This is a genomic window from Saccharothrix syringae (assembly GCF_009498035.1).
GTDB lineage: Bacteria > Actinomycetota > Actinomycetes > Mycobacteriales > Pseudonocardiaceae > Actinosynnema > Actinosynnema syringae.
Genome location: NZ_CP034550.1, coordinates 6,609,123 through 6,628,029, shown reverse-complemented (window position 1 = coordinate 6,628,029; position 18,907 = coordinate 6,609,123). Strand labels below are relative to the sequence as shown.

Here is an 18,907-nt window from a genome sequence, read left to right as displayed (position 1 = left end):
AGAGCCGGTCCAGAGCCGTTGTCGAGACTTTCCTTGATCGAGAGGTGACGGCCGGGCCCGGATGTCCGCGGTTGCCGTCACCCGCCGTCCACCTCGGGAGAGAGCCATGCCGGTTCGACTGGACCGTGTCGCGCACGACTGGTGCGCGGTCGAGTCAGGCAGGATAGCCGCGCTGCTCGAACGACGTGGACCTGATGCCGGGCCGGTGGTGTTCGGCGCCGGTTTCGGCCCGTCGGGCATTCCGCACATCGGCACGGTGAGCGAGGTCGTCCGCACGTCGTTCGTGCGGCAGTCGTTCGAGGAGACGACTGGTCGGGCGACACGGTTCGTCGTGGTTGTCGACGACATGGACGCCCTGCGCAGAGTGCCGGACAACCTCCCCGCGCACAGCGCGTTGGCGGCCTGCCTCGGCATGCCGTTGCACCGGGTGCCGGACCCGTGGGGCCAGGCGTCCAGCCTCGCCGAGGGCATGGCGGACCGGCTGCGCCGGGTGCTGGACCTGATGGAGGTCGACTGCGAGGTCGTCCGCAGCTCCGACCTCTACCGGGCGGGCCACCACGATTCGACCATCCGCGCCTTCCTCGCGGACTTCGCGGAAGTCAACGCCCTCGTCGGCCGTTCGGTGGGAACCCTGAGGCGGAGGTCGTACAGCATCGTGATGCCGCTGTCGCCGACCACCGGCCGGGTGATCGAGCACACGCGGGTGCTCGCCGTCGATCCCGGGCGAGGCACCCTCACCTACGAGATCCCGAAGGACGTGGTCATCCAGCGCCCGGGGTTGGACTACGGCCTGGAACCGCACGAGTACTACGCGGGCGAGCCGATCGGCGAGCCCGTGACCGTGTCCGCGCTGGGCGGCGGGTGCAAGTTCCAGTGGAAGGCCGACTGGGCGCTGCGCCTGCTCAGCGGCGACATCGCCTACGAGATGCACGGGCAGGACCTGGCGGACTCGGCCCGGGTCGTCCGACAGGTGTTCGAACGGCTGCGCCGCGAACCCCCGGTGCTCTTCGAGTACGGGCTGTTCGTCGACGAACGGGGCCGGAAGATCTCGAAGAGCGCGGGCAACGGCTTCGCCCTCGACGACGCGGTCGACTGCCTCACCCGCGAGGGTCTGCGGCTGCTGCTCTACCGCGGGCCCCGCCGACCACGCCGGTTCGACCTGGCGTCCGTGCCGCGCGTCGACGACGCGGTGCACCACGAGGCCCGTCTCGCCCGCGAACCACGCCGTGGCGCGGGTGCCCGGTTGCGGCTGCGGCGGATCGGCGCGACGACACCGCCGAGCGGACCGCGGTTCGCCTCCCTGGTGCGGGTCCTGGCCGCCTGCGCACCGGTCGACCACGCCGGCGCGGTGGCGTTCGTCGAGCGGGTCTTCCCGCCGGACCGCCGTCCGGACCCGGAGCTGGTGGCGCGGGCGTGGCGCTTCCACGTCCGCGCCCGACCCGCACCCGAGCCGGTCGTCCTCGACGCGGCCGCGACCACCGTGCTCGGCCGACTGGCGGACGCGTTGGTGTCGTCGCCGCACGCCGATCCCGGCGCCCTGCTGCACGAGGCGCTCGAAGGCAATCCCCACGTGTACCGGGTGCTGTACCTGGCCTTGCTGGGCCGGCCACGGGGCCCGCGGCTGGCCACCTGGCTGCGGATCACCGGCGCGCGGCGCTCGCTCGCCCTGGTCCGGGACGCGCTGTCCCGCCCCGTTTCCCCGTCCGCCCATCCCGAAGGTGGTACGCCGTGACCCGCTCCGCACTCCGCCCGGCCCCGGTCGACTTCCCCGCCGTGCAGGACCGAGCGCGTGCCTTCGCCGTGACCCTGCGCGAGCGCACCGCGGAGATCGTGCGCAGCCTGTCCGGCTACCAGTGCGCGAACGTGGCGATCGACGAGGTCGAGCGGTCCGTCGACCTGCTGCACAACCTGCACCTCAACCGGGAGCACTTCCGCGGGAAAGTGGGCGCGGTGACCACGTTCCTGCCGTTGAACCAGCCCCTGTACGCCACGGTGTGCTTCGGCGTTGTACCGTCGTTCATGGCCGAGGACACCGCGCTGCGTCCGCCAACGGCCATGCACCCGCACTACCGGGCGTTGGCCGACGTGCTCGACCTGCCGGCGCACTTCCCCGAACTCCACGTGTCTTACGACGACAAGGAGGAGTTCGTCGCGCAACGGGCGCACCGCACGGACGCGGTCGTGTTCACCGGCACGCCGGAGAACGCGGCGAAGGTCCGCCGGTCGTTCCCGCGGCGAACCCTGTTCATCCTCAACGGTTCCGGCCACAACCCGCTCGTGGTCACCGAGACCGCCGACGTCGCACTCGCCGTCGCCTCCGCGCTGCGGGTCGTGCTGTACAACCAGGGGCAGGACTGCGCCGGTCCGAACGCGATCCTGGTCCACCGACACCGCCTCGTGGAGTTCCGCGAGACCCTGTTGGCGCGGTTGCGGGAGGTGGAGCCCCGCGTCGGCCCGTACGCCGACCCCGCCAACGTGGTGGGGCCGAACACCGACCCCGACCACGTGGTGAAGATGGTCCGCAGGTTCCGCGACGACCGCGGGTTCTGGGTCTACGGCGGCGAGGTCAACCCGGCCAGCGGGATGATCAGGCCCACCGTGTTCGAGAAGGGGTTGGCGCTGGGCGGGAACTTCCGCGAGTTCTTCGCCCCGGTGTTCTTCCTCCAGCCCTATGACGACGACGCCGAGCTGCGCCGCTACTTCGAGGACCAGCGGTACGCCGCCAACGCCATGTACGTCTCGGTGTTCGGCGACAGCCCCTACGTGAAGTCCCTGCTCGACACGCCGTCACACGACGCGGACTCGATCCTGTGGGACACCGACCTGCACCTGACGGAGCGGGGGTACCTCCCGTACGGCGGACAAGGGCCGGCCGCGTCCTGCCTGTACGTGGACGGCGTCCGGGTGCCGGGCGCGACGCTGCCGCAGCGCGACATCCACCGGCACCTGGTCGCGCGGCGGGACAGTCCGTGCTGAGCAGGCGCTGGGAGCCCGTCGCCGCGATCTGCACCGTCGCGGTGGTCGGCCTGGTCACCGGCCTGACCGTACCGCTCGTGTCGTTGCGGCTCAGCGGCGGAGGCGCGACGGCCGCCCTGATCGGGACGGCCGCCGCGCTGCCCGCGGTGGGCATGCTCGCTGCGGTGCTCTGCCTCGGCCCGCTGACGTGGCGGTGGCGGGTCAAGCCCCTGCTGGTGGTCGGGATGACCGGTTCGGCGGTGAGCACGGGGCTGCTCGCGGTGACCGCCGGCGTGCCGGTATTGCTGGTGCTCCGGTTCGCCGTGGGGGTGTTCGCCGGGCTGCTGCTGGTGCTGGGCGAGACCTGGATCAACGCCATCACGGCAGAGGCGACGCGGGGGCGCTGGATCGCCGTTTACACCTCGGTCTTCACGCTGTGCCAGGTGTCCGGCCCGGGGTTGCTGGCGCTGTTCGGCTCGACCACCCGGTGGTCGCTGCTGGTCGCCGTGCTGAGCCACGTGCCCGGGATGGTCCTGCTGGCCGTCAGCTCGTGCGAGATCGACGGGTTCAAGGCCGGGAAGCCGGCCGCGTCCCTGGGGTTCGCGCGGTCGGCGCCGACCATCGCGCTCGCGGTGCTGATGTTCTCCTTCTTCGACGGCGCGGTGCTGGCGCTGCTGCCGCTGTACGGCATCGCACACGGGCACACCGAGGCGATCGCCGTGCTCATGGTCGGCGCGGTGTTCGCCGGTGACGCCCTGCTGCAGGTGCCGTTGGGCTGGTGGGCCGACCACGTCGACCGCCGCCGACTGCACCTCGGGTGCGCGGTGGTCGTGCTGGTGCTGGCGTTGGGCATGCCCGTGCTGCTGGACGTGGCGGTGCTGATGTGGCCCGCCTTGGTGGTGCTGGGCGGCGCGGCGGGCGGCGTCTACACGCTCGGGTTGGTGCGCATCGGCCAGGACTTCACCGACGGCGAACTGGTCGACGCCAACGCCGGCGCCACCGTGCTGTGGGCGCTGGGCAGCCTCATCGGCCCGCTGATCGGCAGCGCCGCGCTGAACCTGCTGCCGCCGAACGGCCTGATGCTCGCCCTGGCCGCCGTCACCACCCTGTTCCTGACCGCCGCCATCGCGGACTTCCGCGTGCGGGCGCGGACGTCGCGCTGAGCGACACCGCCCGCTCGCGAGACCCCTCCCGCGCAGGAGGAGCCGACCCCCGCCGCCGAGCGAACCCGGGCCTATAGCACACCCCGGTCGAACAACGATCGGTAGAACGCCAGGTGGCGTTGGGCGGCCTGCCCCCACGTGTGGCGGTCCGCCAGCGCCCTGCCGGCCTCGGTGAACGCACCACCGTCGACCAGAGCCTCGGCCATCGCCGCCGCGAACTGCGCCGGCGTGACGGCGAAACGCGCGGCGCCGTCGAACACCTCCCGCAGCACCGGCAGGTCACGCGCCACCAACGGCACACCGGCGGCCAACGCCTCCATCGCCGCCAGCCCGAACCCCTCCTTCGTGGAGGGGAACGCGAACACCGCCGCCGAGGCCACCAACGACGGCAGGGCATCGTGGTCCACCGGCCCGAGCACGACCGGCTCCACTCCCGACTCGCGCGCCCGTTCCTCCCAGCGAGCCCGGTAGTCGCGGTAGTCGAACAACGTCTCCCCACCCGCCATCACCAACCGCACATCGGGGTGTCGAGCCCGCAACGAGGCACAAGCATCCAGCAGCTCGATCGACCCCTTGCGCGGCTCGATACCGCCCACCGCGAGCACGTAACGCCCCAGGTGCTCCCACCCGCGCCGCTCCGCACCGGCGAACCGCGCCGCGTCCACCCCGTTGGGGATCACCTCGGCCGCGACGCCCCACCCGTCCGCCAACTCCCCGGCCACCGCCCCGGACACGCACACGTGCGCGACCGGCGAGGTGATCGCCCGCTCGTGGCACGCCGCCAGCTCCGGTGTCGTGAAGTGGTCGATGTGGTGCACCGTCCGCACGCACAGGTCCACCGCGTTGGCGCTGATGCAGTCCTGCGCGTGCACGACGTCGAACCCGGACGGGTCGAACGCCTCCCGCAGCACCGCGATCGACCGCAGGATCCGCGCGCCGACCCCCTCACCCCCGACCTCCGGGAACGGCACCACCCGCACCGCCACCCGCGGGTCCACCGGCCGGAAGAACCCGGTGTCCCCGCCGCGCCCCAACGTCCACACCGTGACGTCCGCGCCGGCGGAAGCCAACGCCTCCGCCAACGCCAGCGTGTGCACCACCCCGCCGCGCGGCTTGGACGAGTAGGTCAGCAGCGCGACCTTCACGCGTACGCCGCCGGTTTCCGCTCGGCCAGGTGGCTCAGCACCCGCCGCGCCTTGGCGATCTCGGCCGCCGGATCGATCTCCGCCACCGCGATCCCGGCCTTGGACCACGTGCGCGCCAGCACCTCGCCACCCGGACCGACCACCTTGGCCTGCCCGAGGAACTTCATCCCGCCCAACGCGCCGGTCTGGTTGGACGACGCCAGCACGACCTGGTTCTCCGCCGCCCGCGCGCAGTCGTACAGGTCGAACAGCCGGGACTGCCGGTCCTGCGCCATCCGCGGCGCGCGGTTGGTGATGCTGGTGGGCCACGCGGACAGGCACGCCAGGATCTCCGCCCCGCCCAGTGCCAACGACCGGGCCGCCTCCGGGAACGTCTTGTCGTAGTCGATGAGCATCCCGAGCCGGCCCACGGGCGTGTCGAACGCGGTGAACCCGTCCCCGGCCCGGTAGGCGATGGACTCGCCCGCGGGCTGGTGCACCTTCCGGTGCCTGCCGAGCACCCCGTCACCGTTGACGCACACCGCGCTGTTGTACCGGTCGTCGCCGTCGGCCTCGCAGTACCCCACGCACACCACCATCTCCGCCGCCATCCGCGCGACCTCCCCGATGAGCGGGCCGTCCGGCTCCAACGCCGGCGGCAGCGCGTCGGGGTCCGGGTGCCGCAGGTCGGCGAGGTAGCCGCCGAGCGCGGCGTCGGGCAGCACCAGCAGGCCGACGCCGGACCGGCGGGCGTGGTCGACGAGGGTGCCGATGCGGCGCAGGTCGAAGTCGAGGTCACGGCCGAACGCCGCCGCCGCGGCCCCGATGCGGAGGGTGCTCACGCGTGCATCATGCCCGCGCGAGGTCGGCGGCCGGCGGCCGGTAGGCATCCGGTCGGCGGTCCCGCAGGTGCCCCATCGACCGGCGGGCCGCCTCCAACGCCGCCGCCACGTCGACCTCCGCCACCGCCACCCCCGCCGCGACCCCGGTGGTCGCCAGCACCTCACCGCCGGGGTCGACCACCTTGGCGGAGGCCACGAACCGCAGCGAGCCGAACTGCCCGGACTGGTTCGACGACACCCACACGACCTGGTTCTCCAGCGCCCGCGCCCGGTCGAACAGGTCGAACCGGCGGGTCCACCGGTCCTGCGCCAGGTCGGCGGCGGGGTTCGTGCGGCTGGCCGGCCACGCCGACGCGCACACCACGATCTCCGCGCCGTCCAGCGCCAGGGCGCGGGCCGACTCGGGGAAGACCTTGTCGTAGCAGATCATCATGCCCAGCCGGCCGACCGGCGTGTCGAACGCGGCGAAGCCGTCACCCGCGCCGTAGCTGGCGTTCTCGTTCAACGGCTGGTGCACCTTGCGGTGGTTGCCCAGCACGCCGTCACCGTTCACGCAGACGACGCTGTTGTAGCGCACGCCGTCGGCCAGTTCGCAGTACCCGGCGGTGACGACCAGGTCGCCGGCCAGCGCCGCCAGCCGGCCGATCTCCGGACCGTCCAACGCCAACGCGGGCGGACCCTCCGCACTCCCGTCCAGGGTGGACAGATAACCGCCCAGGCACGCCTCGGGCAACGCCAGCAGGCCGACGCCGGCCGACTTCGCCTCCTCGACCAGCTCGGCCACCCGGCCGAAATCCGCTTCCAGGTCGCGGTCGAACGGCGCCGCCGCGGCGGCCACGCGCAGGACGCTCATGCGATCCCCATTCCCGTCACGGCGCCCGTGACAGCTTCGGTGACGTCTCCGTCCGGCCAGCGCAGCACGACACCGCGCCCGGCGACCAGTTCGCCGCACACCGCGCTGCGCGCCGGGCCGGCGGGTGGCGCGGGGGCGCCCGGTTCGTCGGCGGTGAGCATGGCGAAGCCGGGGAAGCAGGTGAGCCAGTCGCCCGCGCTCGCCGCGGCCGGCCGCGGCACCGCCGCCACGTCGAGCACGGCGGCGCAGCCACTGGCCTCGGCGAGCATCCCGAGCGTGCCCACCACACCGGCCATGGACACGTCCTTGGCGGCCTTCGGTCGCGCGACGGCCACCGAGCCGAGCATCGCGCGCAGTTCGGGCGTGCGGCGGGTGGACGTGGAATCCCACTGGCGACCTTGATAACCGGGCCGCCAACCACCACCCAGGTCGGCGGTGAGCCGGACCCGGTGCCCCGGCTTCCCGCCACCGGCGGGCACCGGGTGCGCGGTCCGCCCCAGTGCCGTGACCGACAGCGCGGCGGGCACGCCGAACTGCGTGTGCCCACCCAGGACCGGCACACCGTAGGCGGTGCACGCCATCCGCAGCCCACCGAGGACCCTGGACGCGAAGGACACGTCCCGCGCGCCGATCGCGTCCAGCAGCCCGACCGGTTCCGCGCCCATCGCGGCCAGGTCGTTGAGGTTCACCAGCACCGAGCACCACCCGGCCCACTCGGGTGAGCGCTCCACCATCGAGGGCACGATCGCGTCGCACGCCGCCACGAGATCGCTGCCGGGCACGGGAGCGCCGTCGTCGCCGACGAAGCCGGCCCCGCCGGGGTCCAGCCCGCGCAGCAGGCGCCCGAGGTCGCGCTTGGTGGCGGCGACCAGCGCGGCGATGCGGCCGATCGGCCACCGCATCAACACGTGCGCACGCCCGGCCACGACGACGTCCCGGACCCGGGTCCACCCCAACCTGGTGAACAGCACCTCGTTGCGCGCCTGCACGGTCGCGTCGAACCGCAACGCCCCGGCGGCCTCCGCGCGGGCGCACGCCGCCCGCACCAGGGCGGGCCCGATCCCGGCCGTGCCGCGACTGGCCGGGTCCACCACCAGCCGCCCGCCCCGCCACCAGCCGACGTCCGGCCCGTCGATCCGGGCGGGGTGCAACCGCACCCCGCCCAGCACCCGGCCGTCCCCGTCCCGCGCGACCAGCACGACCGTGCGCGGATCCTCGTCGTGCGCGTCCAGGTCGGTTCCGGGGAACAGCCCCTGCTCGTCCACGAACACGCGCCTGCGCAGCTCCCGGTAAGCCACGACGTCGTCCGCCTGCTCGATCCGGAACTCCGGTCGCACGGGCCGCTCACCCAGCAGCGCGACGACCTCGGAGGTCGCCCGGGGCGTGCCGTCGAAGGCGATCATCCGCCCGCCGCCCGCAACACCCCGCACGCGCCACACGCCGCGCACCCGGCCTCCTGGGCGGCACCGGTCATCCCGGCCGCGCGCAGCAGCCCGGCGATCCGCGACGTCACCTCGGCGACCAGTTCGACCGACGGCCCCGCCACGCCGTCCCGCCGCGCCAACGTGCCCGCCATCGGCCGGAACGGCACCGCGAACGGGTACACGCCCCGCTCCACCAACGACGCCGCGCCCGCGACGATCGAATCGGCGTCCTCGCCCAGGCCGATCAGCAGGTAGGTGGACACCTTGTTCCACCCGAACACCCGCACCGCCTCGTCCCACGCCGCCCAGTACTCCGACAGCGGCACGGTCGACTTGCCGGGCATCCACCGCCGGCGCACCTCGTCGTCCAACGACTCGACGTGGATGCCGATCGCCGTCGCACCCGCCGCCCGCAGCTCGGCGAGCACGCCCAGGTCGCCCGGCGGCTCGATCTGCACCTGGATCGGCAGCCCCGGCACGGCCTCCAGCACCGCCCGGACCGCGCGCACCAGGTTGCGGGCACCGCGGTCGGGACCGGAGGTCGTCCCGGTCGTCATCACCATCTGCCGGACGCCGTCGAGCCGGACGGCCGCCGACGCGACCTCGGCCAACTGCGCGGGTGTCTTGGCCGCGACCGTCGCACCCGACCGCAACGACTCCTCGATCGTGCAGAACCGGCACCGCTGGTCCTCCGCGTACCGGACGCACGTCTGCACGACGGTCGTCGCCAGCACGTCCTTGCCGTGCAGCCGGGCGATCTGCTCGTACGGCACGCCGTCGGCGGTCGCCAGGTCGTAGAACCTCGGCCGGCGCACCACCGTCAGCGACAACCCGGTGTCCACCGCGCCGTGCCAGATCCTGCCGTCCCGCACCTCGTAGGGGCTGTCGGGGTTGCGGGGCAGTGCTGCGTTGGCACCGTCGACCAGGACGTGCCCGTCGTCGCTGGGCCCCGCGCCCTGCGGCCGTCGCACGGGCGCGTCCACCCGCACGCCTTGCACGGCGATGCCGACCCTCGCCGTGATCACGTCGTTCTCGGTGCCAACGCGCACGACGAACCCCCTAGAACATGTAGGTGGAGTTGATGATCGCGCCCTTGCGCGCGTAGTGGATCAACGCGTCCTGCACGTCCAGCGGGTGCGTGGGGATGACGCCCTCGATGAGGTCTTCCTCCCGCGCGCCGTGCAGCGACAGGCCGAACCGGCAGCAGAACACCTTGCCGCCCTCGGCGATGAACGTCTTGAGCTGGTCGTTGATGTTCATCTCACCGGGGAAGGCGGCGTTGCCCGTGGTCGGGAACCCCCGGGTGGCCAGGCAGTTCAGCGAACCGGGACCGTAGAAGTAGATCGCCGACTCGAAGCCCTTGCGCAGCGCGCGGGTCGCCTGCAGGATCGCCACGAAGCTCACCGACGACTCGTGCGCGATGCCGTGGACGAGGGTGAAGTACACCTCTCCCGGCTCGGCCTGGTAGTCGGGGAACACCTTGGTCCCGCCGTAGAGGGACGAGCCCTCGGGCAGCGACGGGTGGGGGATCTCGTCGAGGCTCTGCTTCTCGAGTTCGGTCAGGTCGGCCATCTCGACTCCTTGTCAGCCGTAGAGTTCTTCGAACGTGTCGCGGAAGACGAGGTCGGCGAGCTCGCCGTCCCCGACCGCCGCGCGCAGGCGGGCGCACTCACCGGGGTGGTCGCCCCACGGCTCGTCGCTGGCGAACAGCACGCGGTCGTGCCCGGTGCCGCGCTTGTCGATCTCGTCGGCGAGCCAGCGCGGCGCGAAGCCGATCGCCCACGACAGGTCGGTGTAGACGCGCTTGCCCCGGTCGATCCAGTCGAAGAAGCGCGAGCCGGCCAGCTTGATGTGCCCGCTCGCGCCGCCGCCGAAGTGCACCAGGTGCACGGCGACGTGGTCGCCGTACCAGTCGACGAGGTGACCGACCTCGTCGACGTCGGACGCGGCCCCGGGCGAGGTGTGCACGTGCACCACCAGGTCGTGCTCGGCCGCCACCGCGAAGATCCGGTCCAGGCCGGGGCGGCACGCCGGGTCGGTGGGCCTGCCGCCGAGCAGGAAGCTCAGCTTCAGCGCCCGGACCCCCGGCTCGCCCACCAGGCGCAACGCCTCCTCGGTGCGGTCCGCGTCGCGGCTCAGCGGCGACACCCACAGCCCGGCCCGGATCCGGTCGTCCACGCTCGCCGCCTCCACGCACAACTCGTTGAAGGAGAACGCGATCGCCGGATCGGGCACGCCGTAGTTGGGTATCACCAGCGCGCGTTCGGTGCCCTCCGCGTCGAGGTCGGCGATCAGCTCGGCGATGGTGGCGCGGGCGTTGCGGTCGGGGCGCACGGCCGGCCCCCCGTAGAACGGGTGCGCCGGCAGCACGCCGAGGTGTCGGTGCGCGTCGAAGACCATGGTCACCTCCGGGTCAGGCCACGGTGCGCGGCGCGGTCCAGTCGTCGTCAGGGGGCCAGGTGTCGGTGCGGGTGCCCGCGATCCAGCGGACCTCGGCGGGCGACGGCGCCACCCGCGGCCGGGTGATCTCGCGGGCCAGGTGCTCGGCGTCGTCGCCGACACCGCAGAACCGGCCCGAGCCCCACGTGTGCTGCCAGGGCAGGCCCAGGAAGTACAGGCCGGGGCAGCTGGTCGCACCGCGCACGTGCGTCGGGTAGCCGCGGCCGTCGAAGACCGGCACCTCGATCCACCGGTGGTCGGTGCCGAAGCCGGTGGCCCAGACGACGGCGGAGAGCGTTGCCGCGTCGACTTCCCCGGGACCGCCGGGCGGCACCCACACCGGTGTGTAACGAGTCTCCCGCGGAGCGTCGACGCCTTGTCGGGCTATGTGCGCGTCGATGGAGTCCTTGATGCCCTCGGACACCGCGTCGGCGTTGTCGAGGTTGGCCTTGAGGTCGTCGGCGAACCGCAGCACACCCCCGGTGACCCCGACGAGCCTGCCGTGCAACCGCATCCCGTTCCGCGCGAACGCCCGCAAGTCGATGTCACGCCCGCCGTCGCGCCCCGTGACGTAGTGGTTGACCCGGAACCGGATCGCGTCCGAGTCGTCGAACTCCTCGATCCCGCGCCGGTAGTAGCCCATCTCGTCCAACCACGCGACCACGTCCCGGCCCCGGTAGGAGCGGGCGACCCGCGGCGCCGTGCCGACCGCGAGGTGCACCCGGCGACCGGCCAGGTGCAGGTCTTCGGCGATCTGCGCGCCGGACTGCCCGCTGCCCACGACCAGCACCTCGCCGTCGGGCAGCTGCTCGGGACTGCGGTAGGCCGAGGAGTGCACTTGCAGGACGGTTTCCGGCACCCGTTCCGCCAGGCGGGGAATGCGCGGCACCTGGTACGGCCCGGTGGCCAGGACGACCTGGTCGGCCGTGAGCACACCGCTGGTCGTGGTGAGCTGGAATCCCTTGCCGGTGCGCCGGAGCCGGGTGACCTCGACACCTTCGCGCAGTGGTGGTCCGAACGAGCGAACGTAGTCGCGGAGGTAGGCCGCGACCTCCTCGCGCCCCATGAACCCGTGCGGGTCGTCGCCGGAGTACGGGAACCCCGGCAACCGGCACTGCCAGTTGGGCGTGACGAGGCAGAACGAGTCCCACCGCCGGGAACTCCACTCGCCGCCCGCGGTGTTCTTCTCCAGCACCACGTGCTCGACGCCGCGCTCACCCAACCGGTGGCTCATCGACAACCCGGCCTGCCCACCACCCACCACCACCACGGGCAGGTGCACGCCGTCCAGTTCGTCCTGCTCGACCACTGTTCGATCCCTTCGGACAGCGCGGACACCGCGTCGGACCAGGGTTCTCGAAGAGTTCGCACCGCGTCGGCGGGGTGCAGTTCGACCGTTGAAGTACAGCGACGGCCGATGTCGAACGTGTTTCATCCGGAACGCCGTAACGTTACCTTGCGCGCACCTGCCGCAGTCGGGAACCAGTTGCTCTGTTGGGGTGGTCGCCGCGCACCTCTCCCTCGCGAACGGCGCCGGACAGGTCGGACGCCGTCGGGGGCGCGAACGGTGGCCCCGGGGTGTGCCGGACGTTCCGCGGGCCCCGAGGGCCCCACCGTGCCGGTCGGTGGAAACGCCTCCGGGCACCCTCTCGCTGGATGGTGCCGTCGGTCGCGATCACCAGGCGATCCCGGACCAATCTGCGCGAGGACCACCTGATCACCGGGATCAACCACGCCTTGCACATGCCCGTGACCACGGGGTGGTGACGTGGTCGCCGGTCTTGCCCGGCAGTTGGCCGGACATTCAGAGGATCGTGCCGTCCGGCGAGGCGATGACCTGCGGATTTACCCGTGCATGCGGTGCTTGCCTTGAGCAGGAGGGGCGGTCGGCGGCGACCCGGTGCAGATCTTGGCGAAGGTCTCGCCCTTGCACGGGTACACCGGCACCAGCAGGGCCTGCTGCCCCGGATCGAGCCTGCGCCACGAGGTCGGAGACGGGCCGGGCAACCCGTACCTCTGCGATGAACACGCCATGCAGCACAACGATTCCAGCTACCAGCTCTGCGGAGCCTGACGTCAGCGGGGATGAGGAAGAGGTGGAACCGGAAAGTTCCCATGGGCACGTCGATCGTCGCCGTGCCCGTTGGAGCCGGACAAGAGTTGACGCCGGGTTCGCTTCGATCGCATAGTCGCGCTCCGCGACGGCGAGGCGGTGTCCCGATGACCGGCACCCGGAGCACGCCCGCTCGTGTTCGTGCTGGTCGCGGCCCCCGTACTGCCAGATCCGCGGCACGGCCCGCCGACCGCCGCCTGGTGCTGGCCGGCCTGCCCGCCACCCGCCTGGTGGCCGCCCGGCTGCACCGCGCTGATCCTGTTCATCTGGATCGTCGACGTGTTCTTCGGCCCGCCCTCGGCCCGCCCGGCTGGGCTATGCCAAACGAGTGCGACTTGAGCGCGCGCACCGCGAGTTGCAGGCAGCCGACCCGGCCCGCGGGGACACCGTCGCCGCGATCGCCGCCCGTTGGGCATTCGCTGAATCCGACCGGTTCGCCGTGCTCTACGGTGACGCCTACGGCACGCTGCCCAGCCACATCCTGGGCACTGATCCGCCCCAACGGCAAGGGAGGACGCGATGACCACCCCGGCACACAGCAGCTTCGCCACGGCCGATCCCGAGCAGGTGCACGCTTTGATGCGCGACTCCTACGCCGACAACCACTTGCGGATCAGCGGCGTCAAGGACGACTTCCATTTTCGGCACAGCCATTGGGCCGCCGGCCAGATGTCCGCGGACACGATGTCCAACACGCTGACCATCGAACTGGACATGACTCCCCTGGACCGTGTGTGGATCGTCGCGGTCTCGCGATCGACCATCGAGATCGAGGTCGATCACGTCGTCCGGCAGTACGGGGTCGGCGACGTCTTCATGTCAGCCCCGCCCGGAGTGGAATACCGCACCTCTTTCAGCGACTACGCCAACGGCAATGTCGGGCTGCCGCTGAGCGTGTTCGCCGAGGTCACCGGCGAGCAGGCATTCGACCCGACGAGCCGGCTGCGGCTGGACCCGATGCCGCCCGACGCGGCCCGGTTGTGGCGACAGACCGTCAACTTCGTCACCGGCACCGTGCTCGCCGACCCCCGAGCAGCGGCCAACCCCCTCATCGTCGGCAACGCGCAGCGGCTGCTCGCGGCCACCGCGCTGCACGGGTACGGCCTGGAACCACCGGAGACCGCCGACACCCGCCGCGACGCGACACCCGCATCGGTGCGGCGCGCCATCGCGTTCATCGAGGCCAACCCCGACCTCGACATCAGCGTCGCCGACATCGCCCGCGCCGGCTACGTCTCGGTCCGCGCCCTGCAACTGGCGTTCCGCCGGCACCTGAACACCACCCCCATGCGCTACCTGCGCCGCGTCCGTCTCGACCTCGCCCGCACCGACCTGCAAGCAGCGCACCCTGCGGACGGCACCACCGTTACCGACGTCGCGCTGCGCTGGGGCTACGTCGACCTGAGCCGCTTCGCCGCCGCCTACCACGCCGCCTACGGCGAACACCCGCACGTGACCCTGCGACGGCTGCACGGGTAACGCGCGCGACCACGACGCGTCGCCCACCGCGCCGACCGAGCACGCCGCACGCCAAGAGCCGGCTGCGCAGTTCGCATTTCCCGCATCCCGATCGTGCGTTCGGGGCGGTAGCCGGAGTGCGCCCCGAACATCAGGCTGGAAGCGAAACCTTTCGTCTCTGCCCTGCTGACTCAGGAGCCTGCCGCCATGGCACACCCTGACCCCGACCTGCTGGCCGGCCTCGCTCGTCAGCTCAGCGCGCAACCCGACCTCCACGCCATCTGGGAACGGGTCGTCCAGGCCACCCTGTCGCAGGTCGACGGCGCCGAACACGCCGGCATCACCCTGCTGTCCCACAAATCGGTGTCAACCCCCGTCGCGACCAGCGAACTGGTCCACCACGTCGACGAACAGCAGTACACCATCGGCGAAGGACCCTGCCTGACCGCGGCGTTACAAGCCGAACCGATCGTGCAGGTCAACGACCTGTCCACCGACCCGCGATGGCCGCTTCTCGCCGAAGCCGCCGCCCACCTGGGCATCCGGTCGATGCTGTCCTACCAGCTCTACACCGACACCGACACCATCGGCTCCCTGAACGTCTACGCCACCGCCACGAAGGCGTTCACCGACGAAGCCGTCCACACCGGAGAACTGCTGGCCACGTACACCGCCATCGCCGCCGCCGCAACCACCGCCAACGCCGCCCTGCGCGCCGCCCTGGACGCCAGGGATGTCATCGGGCAAGCCAAAGGCATTCTCATGAACCGCTGCAAAATCACCGCCGAACAAGCGTTCGACCTGCTCATCGACGCCTCGCAACACACGAATCGCAAGCTCAAGGAAGTCGCCGCCGACCTCGCCGAAACCGGAGAACTCACCTACCGGCGAATCACGCCGATGACCGGAACACCGCACCTCAGCGTCGCCGACGGGCTACGGCAACTGCGCCTGAGCGACACCGAGCTGTGGAACCGCTACCTCGCCCTCGGCGGAACGGGCGACCTCACCCGACTCCGCCACCACGCCCACGGCAACGACTGCCCCGACCGCCACGACCACAACATCATCGCCCAAGCCCTCAACGAAGCCTTCCTGGACCAAGGCCACGACCACCCCGTCGCCTACCGCCACCTCTACCAGCACGACGAATCGCGGCGGAACCAGGAACCGGGCACTCGAACCGAATCAGGCTCGGCCGACGGCGAAGATCCGGGCGTTCGCGGGTGACGAGATCTTTTCGAGCACCCACGCCGGCACCACCGCCGTGCACTGGCGACGCCGGATGCCCGGGTGAGGGATCCGCGGTCAGCCGCCGTCGGTCGGTGGACCTGGTGGGGCGCCGGGGCGGAAGTTCGGCAGGACGCGGTCGGTGATGAGCTCCGCGGCCTGCCGCATCCGCTCTTCCCGGGACCGGGACAGGGCGACCAGCGGGTGCGTGGGGGCGAAGCGCTGCTGGAGCCGTTGCTGAACGGCGGCGTCCGCGTGTAGCTGGGACACCGCGGTCCACAAGGCGTCGGCGATTCCCTCGACCCGGTGATCGGCCGCGACCGGCCGCCGAGGGGCCTCTGTGCCGAGCAGGTCGGCGATGGCGGGTCCGAGCTTCGCCGCCGGCCAGGCACCGGCTCCGGGAACCCGGGCGAGAGTGGCCGCGGGCATGTCCGGGCTGCCGGCGTCGGCGGGGTCCTGGACGAGCACCGCCCCTCCGGCCGCGGCCACGGCTGCGGCACCCTCGGCGCCGTCGCGGAGGCTGCCGGAGAGGACGACGGCGATCGCGCGTTCGCCGCAGTGGCGGGCGGCGCTGTGCAGCAGCACGTCAACGGCGGGCCGGACGCGGTGGACCAGCGGACCCCGGTGCAGGCGGAGGACGTCGCCGTCGGTGACGACCAGGTGCTGCCCCGGCGGGGCAACGGTGACCAGGCCGGGCGTCAGCCGCTGGCCGGGCACCGCGTAGGCGGCCGGCAGGCACCCGGACCGGGCGAGGGTGTCCGGCAGTGTCCGGCTGTTCGGGCCGGGTGTGATGTGCACGACGACCAGCACGCTCGCGGGCAGGCCGGCGGGCAGGCCGCCCAGCAGCCGGCGCAGTGCGTCGAAACCGCCGGCGGAGGCGCCGATCAGGACGACGTCGCGACCCGGCATCTGCCTTCCCCTTCCGGCGGGCTGTCCCCGGGAGGAAGTCGATCGGCGAGCGGCCTCCCGCGGGTATCGCCTGCGAGGGTGCCCCACGCCATCGCGCCGCGTTAGCCGCACAAGCGAAGGGGAGCCGCCCACGTGCTGCGCAGAAAACGAACCCGCCGGCGCGGCTCAGGCCGTCGCCCGGTCTTCTTTCGAGCCGACGAGCCGTGCCGCCGCCCCACGGGGGTACCGGTCGGCGGCATCGGCCCGATCCATCGCCAGGTCCGCGTCGTGCGCAGCCTGTTCGGCTCGATCACGTGCCTGTTACGCGAACGCCGGCAGTGCCGCGATCCGGTCGGCTCTCGTGGTCGCGTTTTTTGCCCGGTCGCCGGTGTCCGGGTCACCATGGCGCACCGCTCACCGGTCGCTGTCAACCTCTCCCGCCCGGATGTTCTCGCACCGGGGTTCGGGCGGCCGGTTTCGCCTGCGGGACGTCCTGCCTTTTCCCAGGTGGCCTGGAATGGGACATTGAGGACAAGAACCGGGGGCGCCATGCCGGACGACGCCCGCCGCGCGGCCGGGCACCTGACGAGGATCGTCACGCGCGACGCAGACGAGCACCACGCGTGGATCGCTCCCGCTACGACGACCACCAGCGCACGGTGCGCCCGCAGCGGCGGGGGCTCGAGTTCTTCGCCGAGTCGGGCACGCTGGGCGCGCTCACCGTCGCCCGCACCCGCTACACGGCGGCGACCGCGCAGGTGACGTGGCCGCCGGCGCCCTACGTGGTCGACGGGATGCTGCGGGCGGACCTGGACGCGCCGCGCGAGCAGCGGCATACCGCGAGGCGGATCGTCGACCGGTTGATCGACGAGCACGGTATGACCGACGTGTCCTGTCAGGTTGTGCGCGGCTACGTCGCGGTCCGGCGGCCGGAGATCCGGGTGGAGGAGGCAGGGTGCTCGGCGGGATGCCGCACTGGTCGATCGACCCCTGCTACTGCCAACCGGGTGAGCGCGGCGCGCACGAGAAGGGCGGGGTCGAGGCCGGCCGCTGGTTCACCCCGCGCGTCGACCGCTACGCGCAGGTCACCGTGCGCACCAACCGCTACTCGGTTCCGGTGAGGTTGATCGGCTGACAGGTCGGGTTCTGCCGCACGCCCGTGAGTCGGTCGTGTTCGGCGGCCGGACCGAGGTCGCCCGGCACGAGCGGCTGCTGGCCAAGGGCGGCACCCGCCTGGACCTGGACCACCATCTGGAAGGGCTGCTGCGCGAACCGGGCGCGCTGCCCGGCGCGACGGCGTTGAAGGTCGGGGCGCTGACTGCGGGCGCGGTCGCCCTGGAGGCCCGCAAGGCCACCGAACTCGACGAACCCGACACGGGGTCGACGCCTACGACCAACCGCTGCCCAGTCGCCGACGCCGCCGTCGACCAGGTGTCCTACCGCCGACTTCGACGCCGACCCGAACGTCGACCCGGCCGTCATCCACACCCCGGCCACCAGCGAGTAGGTCAGGAAGGGCCTGCCGCTCTGCCTGATCGGCGACTCCGGCACCGACCCCTACCGCCTCGCCCGGACCCGCGCCCGCGCCGCCCGTAACCACACCAACCGACCCTCGATGCCCGTTCCGCTCGAACCTCGGGGACCAGCGAGCCCGTCGCCCCCGCGGTTACGCCGCCCCTGTGAACTCGGCGGATGGTCCTGCCACTGATCTGCGGTTCACCAGGTAGATCCGGAGGGCCGTCGCGCCGGTGGTCCGGACCTGCCTGGCGGATCGCAACGACGTTGCTCGCGCCCAGTCACGCGGGTGCCTGCGCGCGTGTCCGTCAGTACTGGCCGGTCTGACAGGAGGACTGCGACTGGTAGCAGTAGGCATAGCCGGTGATCACGTGGCTTTCGTCAGTGATCAGGATCCTGACCCACTGCACACCCCCCGGAGGCCCCGACGTCAGGCTGAACGGGGTGTACGTCTCCACGACATCGCCGGATGGCGTCGCGCACTTCAGGTCCCACCCGTACTGCTGAGTCACCAGCGTGGATCCCTGATAGCCGCCGATCAGCAATGAGTTGCACTCGCCCGCTTTGAGGAACGTCCTGACGTCGGAGAGCGTGACGGTCTTCAACGACGTCGACCAGCTCAAAGCCCCGGTGATGGACGTCCCGGTGGCGCCCGCGCCACCGCTGTGCACCGCGGCCGCGGCGAACCGGGCCGGGGCCGCCGAGGCCACCCCGACCGTCGCCGTCACCAGCGCCACCACGACCCCCACAACCGTTCCTGAACGCACGATCCTCCTGATCACACCGGCCCCTTCTTCGAATTCGATCAGCGGATGGACCTCTCCGTGGTCCTGACCTGCTCGCACAGGCCCGTGCCCCGGGGTTTCCCGGAGCCCGCGGGCAGATGCCCTGGAGCTGATCTGG

The 18,907-nt window shown here is 72.1% G+C and carries 18 protein-coding genes; 6 read left to right on the top strand and 12 right to left on the bottom strand.

What is annotated here, in order from left to right; genetic code table 11:
- The first annotated feature begins 61 nt into the window (after positions 1–61).
- From EKG83_RS28320 to EKG83_RS28310, 3 genes are read left to right on the top strand one after another with little or no spacing between them, the layout of a single operon-like run.
- Entirely contained in the window at positions 62–1,732 is a 1,671-nt protein-coding gene (locus EKG83_RS28320) for a hypothetical protein (protein WP_084716093.1), read from the top strand.
- Positions 1,729–2,976 carry an aldehyde dehydrogenase family protein gene (locus EKG83_RS28315; RefSeq protein WP_051764778.1) on the top strand — a complete coding sequence of 416 codons (1,248 nt, stop codon included), beginning with the start codon at positions 1,729–1,731 and terminating at the stop codon, positions 2,974–2,976. The genes EKG83_RS28320 and EKG83_RS28315 overlap by 4 nt, the downstream gene beginning before the upstream one ends.
- Positions 2,970–4,118: an MFS transporter gene (locus EKG83_RS28310; RefSeq protein ID WP_051764779.1), complete on the top strand. Its 1,149-nt coding sequence runs from the start codon at positions 2,970–2,972 to the stop codon at positions 4,116–4,118. The genes EKG83_RS28315 and EKG83_RS28310 overlap by 7 nt, the downstream gene beginning before the upstream one ends.
- Before the next feature lie 71 nt (positions 4,119–4,189).
- Here EKG83_RS28310 and EKG83_RS28305 read toward each other — a convergent pair whose 3' ends face one another.
- The 9 genes from EKG83_RS28305 to EKG83_RS28265 all read right to left on the bottom strand — a co-directional run bounded on the left by EKG83_RS28305 (position 4,190) and on the right by EKG83_RS28265 (position 12,807).
- Entirely contained in the window at positions 4,190–5,263 is a 1,074-nt protein-coding gene (locus tag EKG83_RS28305; protein WP_033428865.1) for an MSMEG_0565 family glycosyltransferase, read from the bottom strand.
- Entirely contained in the window at positions 5,260–6,084 is an 825-nt protein-coding gene (locus tag EKG83_RS28300; RefSeq protein WP_033428866.1) for a carbon-nitrogen hydrolase family protein, read from the bottom strand. Before EKG83_RS28300 ends, EKG83_RS28305 begins: the two co-directional genes overlap by 4 nt.
- A gap of 7 nt (positions 6,085–6,091) precedes the next feature.
- Positions 6,092–6,937 carry a carbon-nitrogen hydrolase family protein gene (locus tag EKG83_RS28295; protein WP_033428867.1) on the bottom strand — a complete coding sequence of 282 codons (846 nt, stop codon included), beginning with the start codon at positions 6,935–6,937 and terminating at the stop codon, positions 6,092–6,094.
- A complete protein-coding gene (locus EKG83_RS28290) occupies positions 6,934–8,385 on the bottom strand; it encodes an MSMEG_0567/sll0787 family protein (protein ID WP_228122245.1) in 1,452 nt (483 codons plus the stop codon). The genes EKG83_RS28295 and EKG83_RS28290 overlap by 4 nt, the downstream gene beginning before the upstream one ends.
- On the bottom strand, positions 8,337–9,410 hold the full coding sequence (locus EKG83_RS28285) for an MSMEG_0568 family radical SAM protein (RefSeq protein WP_033428868.1): 1,074 nt from the start codon (positions 9,408–9,410) through the stop codon (positions 8,337–8,339). Before EKG83_RS28285 ends, EKG83_RS28290 begins: the two co-directional genes overlap by 49 nt.
- 10 nt (positions 9,411–9,420) lie before the next feature.
- A complete protein-coding gene (locus tag EKG83_RS28280; RefSeq protein WP_033428869.1) occupies positions 9,421–9,933 on the bottom strand; it encodes an MSMEG_0572/Sll0783 family nitrogen starvation response protein in 513 nt (170 codons plus the stop codon).
- A 12-nt stretch (positions 9,934–9,945) separates the two neighbouring features.
- Positions 9,946–10,761 carry an amidohydrolase family protein gene (locus EKG83_RS28275; protein WP_033428972.1) on the bottom strand — a complete coding sequence of 272 codons (816 nt, stop codon included), beginning with the start codon at positions 10,759–10,761 and terminating at the stop codon, positions 9,946–9,948.
- A 13-nt stretch (positions 10,762–10,774) separates the two neighbouring features.
- Entirely contained in the window at positions 10,775–12,109 is a 1,335-nt protein-coding gene (locus tag EKG83_RS28270; RefSeq protein ID WP_228122244.1) for an MSMEG_0569 family flavin-dependent oxidoreductase, read from the bottom strand.
- 536 nt (positions 12,110–12,645) lie between these two features.
- On the bottom strand, positions 12,646–12,807 hold the full coding sequence (locus tag EKG83_RS28265; protein WP_153278510.1) for a hypothetical protein: 162 nt from the start codon (positions 12,805–12,807) through the stop codon (positions 12,646–12,648).
- Between the two features lie 625 nt (positions 12,808–13,432).
- On the opposite strand from EKG83_RS28265, the gene EKG83_RS28255 reads away from it, so the two are divergent.
- Together EKG83_RS28255 and EKG83_RS28250 are read left to right on the top strand one after the other, a co-directional pair.
- Positions 13,433–14,392, top strand: a complete 960-nt coding sequence (locus EKG83_RS28255) for a helix-turn-helix transcriptional regulator (RefSeq protein WP_033428870.1) — start codon at positions 13,433–13,435, stop codon at positions 14,390–14,392.
- Positions 14,393–14,578: 186 nt separating this feature from the next.
- The gene (locus tag EKG83_RS28250) at positions 14,579–15,601 is read left to right on the top strand and encodes a GAF and ANTAR domain-containing protein (RefSeq protein WP_051764780.1); all 1,023 of its coding nucleotides are present in this window, start codon (positions 14,579–14,581) and stop codon (positions 15,599–15,601) included.
- 78 nt (positions 15,602–15,679) lie between these two features.
- On the opposite strand, the gene EKG83_RS28245 is transcribed toward EKG83_RS28250, so the two are convergent.
- Positions 15,680–16,510: a chemotaxis protein CheB gene (locus tag EKG83_RS28245; RefSeq protein ID WP_051764781.1), complete on the bottom strand. Its 831-nt coding sequence runs from the start codon at positions 16,508–16,510 to the stop codon at positions 15,680–15,682.
- Between the two features lie 934 nt (positions 16,511–17,444).
- Here EKG83_RS28245 and EKG83_RS48395 point away from each other — a divergent pair.
- Positions 17,445–17,624: a Mu transposase domain-containing protein gene (locus EKG83_RS48395; RefSeq protein WP_211269004.1), complete on the top strand. Its 180-nt coding sequence runs from the start codon at positions 17,445–17,447 to the stop codon at positions 17,622–17,624.
- On the opposite strand, the gene EKG83_RS48390 is transcribed toward EKG83_RS48395, so the two are convergent.
- Together EKG83_RS48390 and EKG83_RS28235 are read right to left on the bottom strand one after the other, a co-directional pair.
- On the bottom strand, positions 17,594–18,040 hold the full coding sequence (locus EKG83_RS48390; RefSeq protein ID WP_033428872.1) for a hypothetical protein: 447 nt from the start codon (positions 18,038–18,040) through the stop codon (positions 17,594–17,596). The genes EKG83_RS48395 and EKG83_RS48390 overlap by 31 nt on opposite strands.
- Positions 18,041–18,312: 272 nt before the next feature.
- Positions 18,313–18,786: a hypothetical protein gene (locus tag EKG83_RS28235; protein WP_153278509.1), complete on the bottom strand. Its 474-nt coding sequence runs from the start codon at positions 18,784–18,786 to the stop codon at positions 18,313–18,315.
- Positions 18,787–18,907 lie beyond the last annotated feature (121 nt).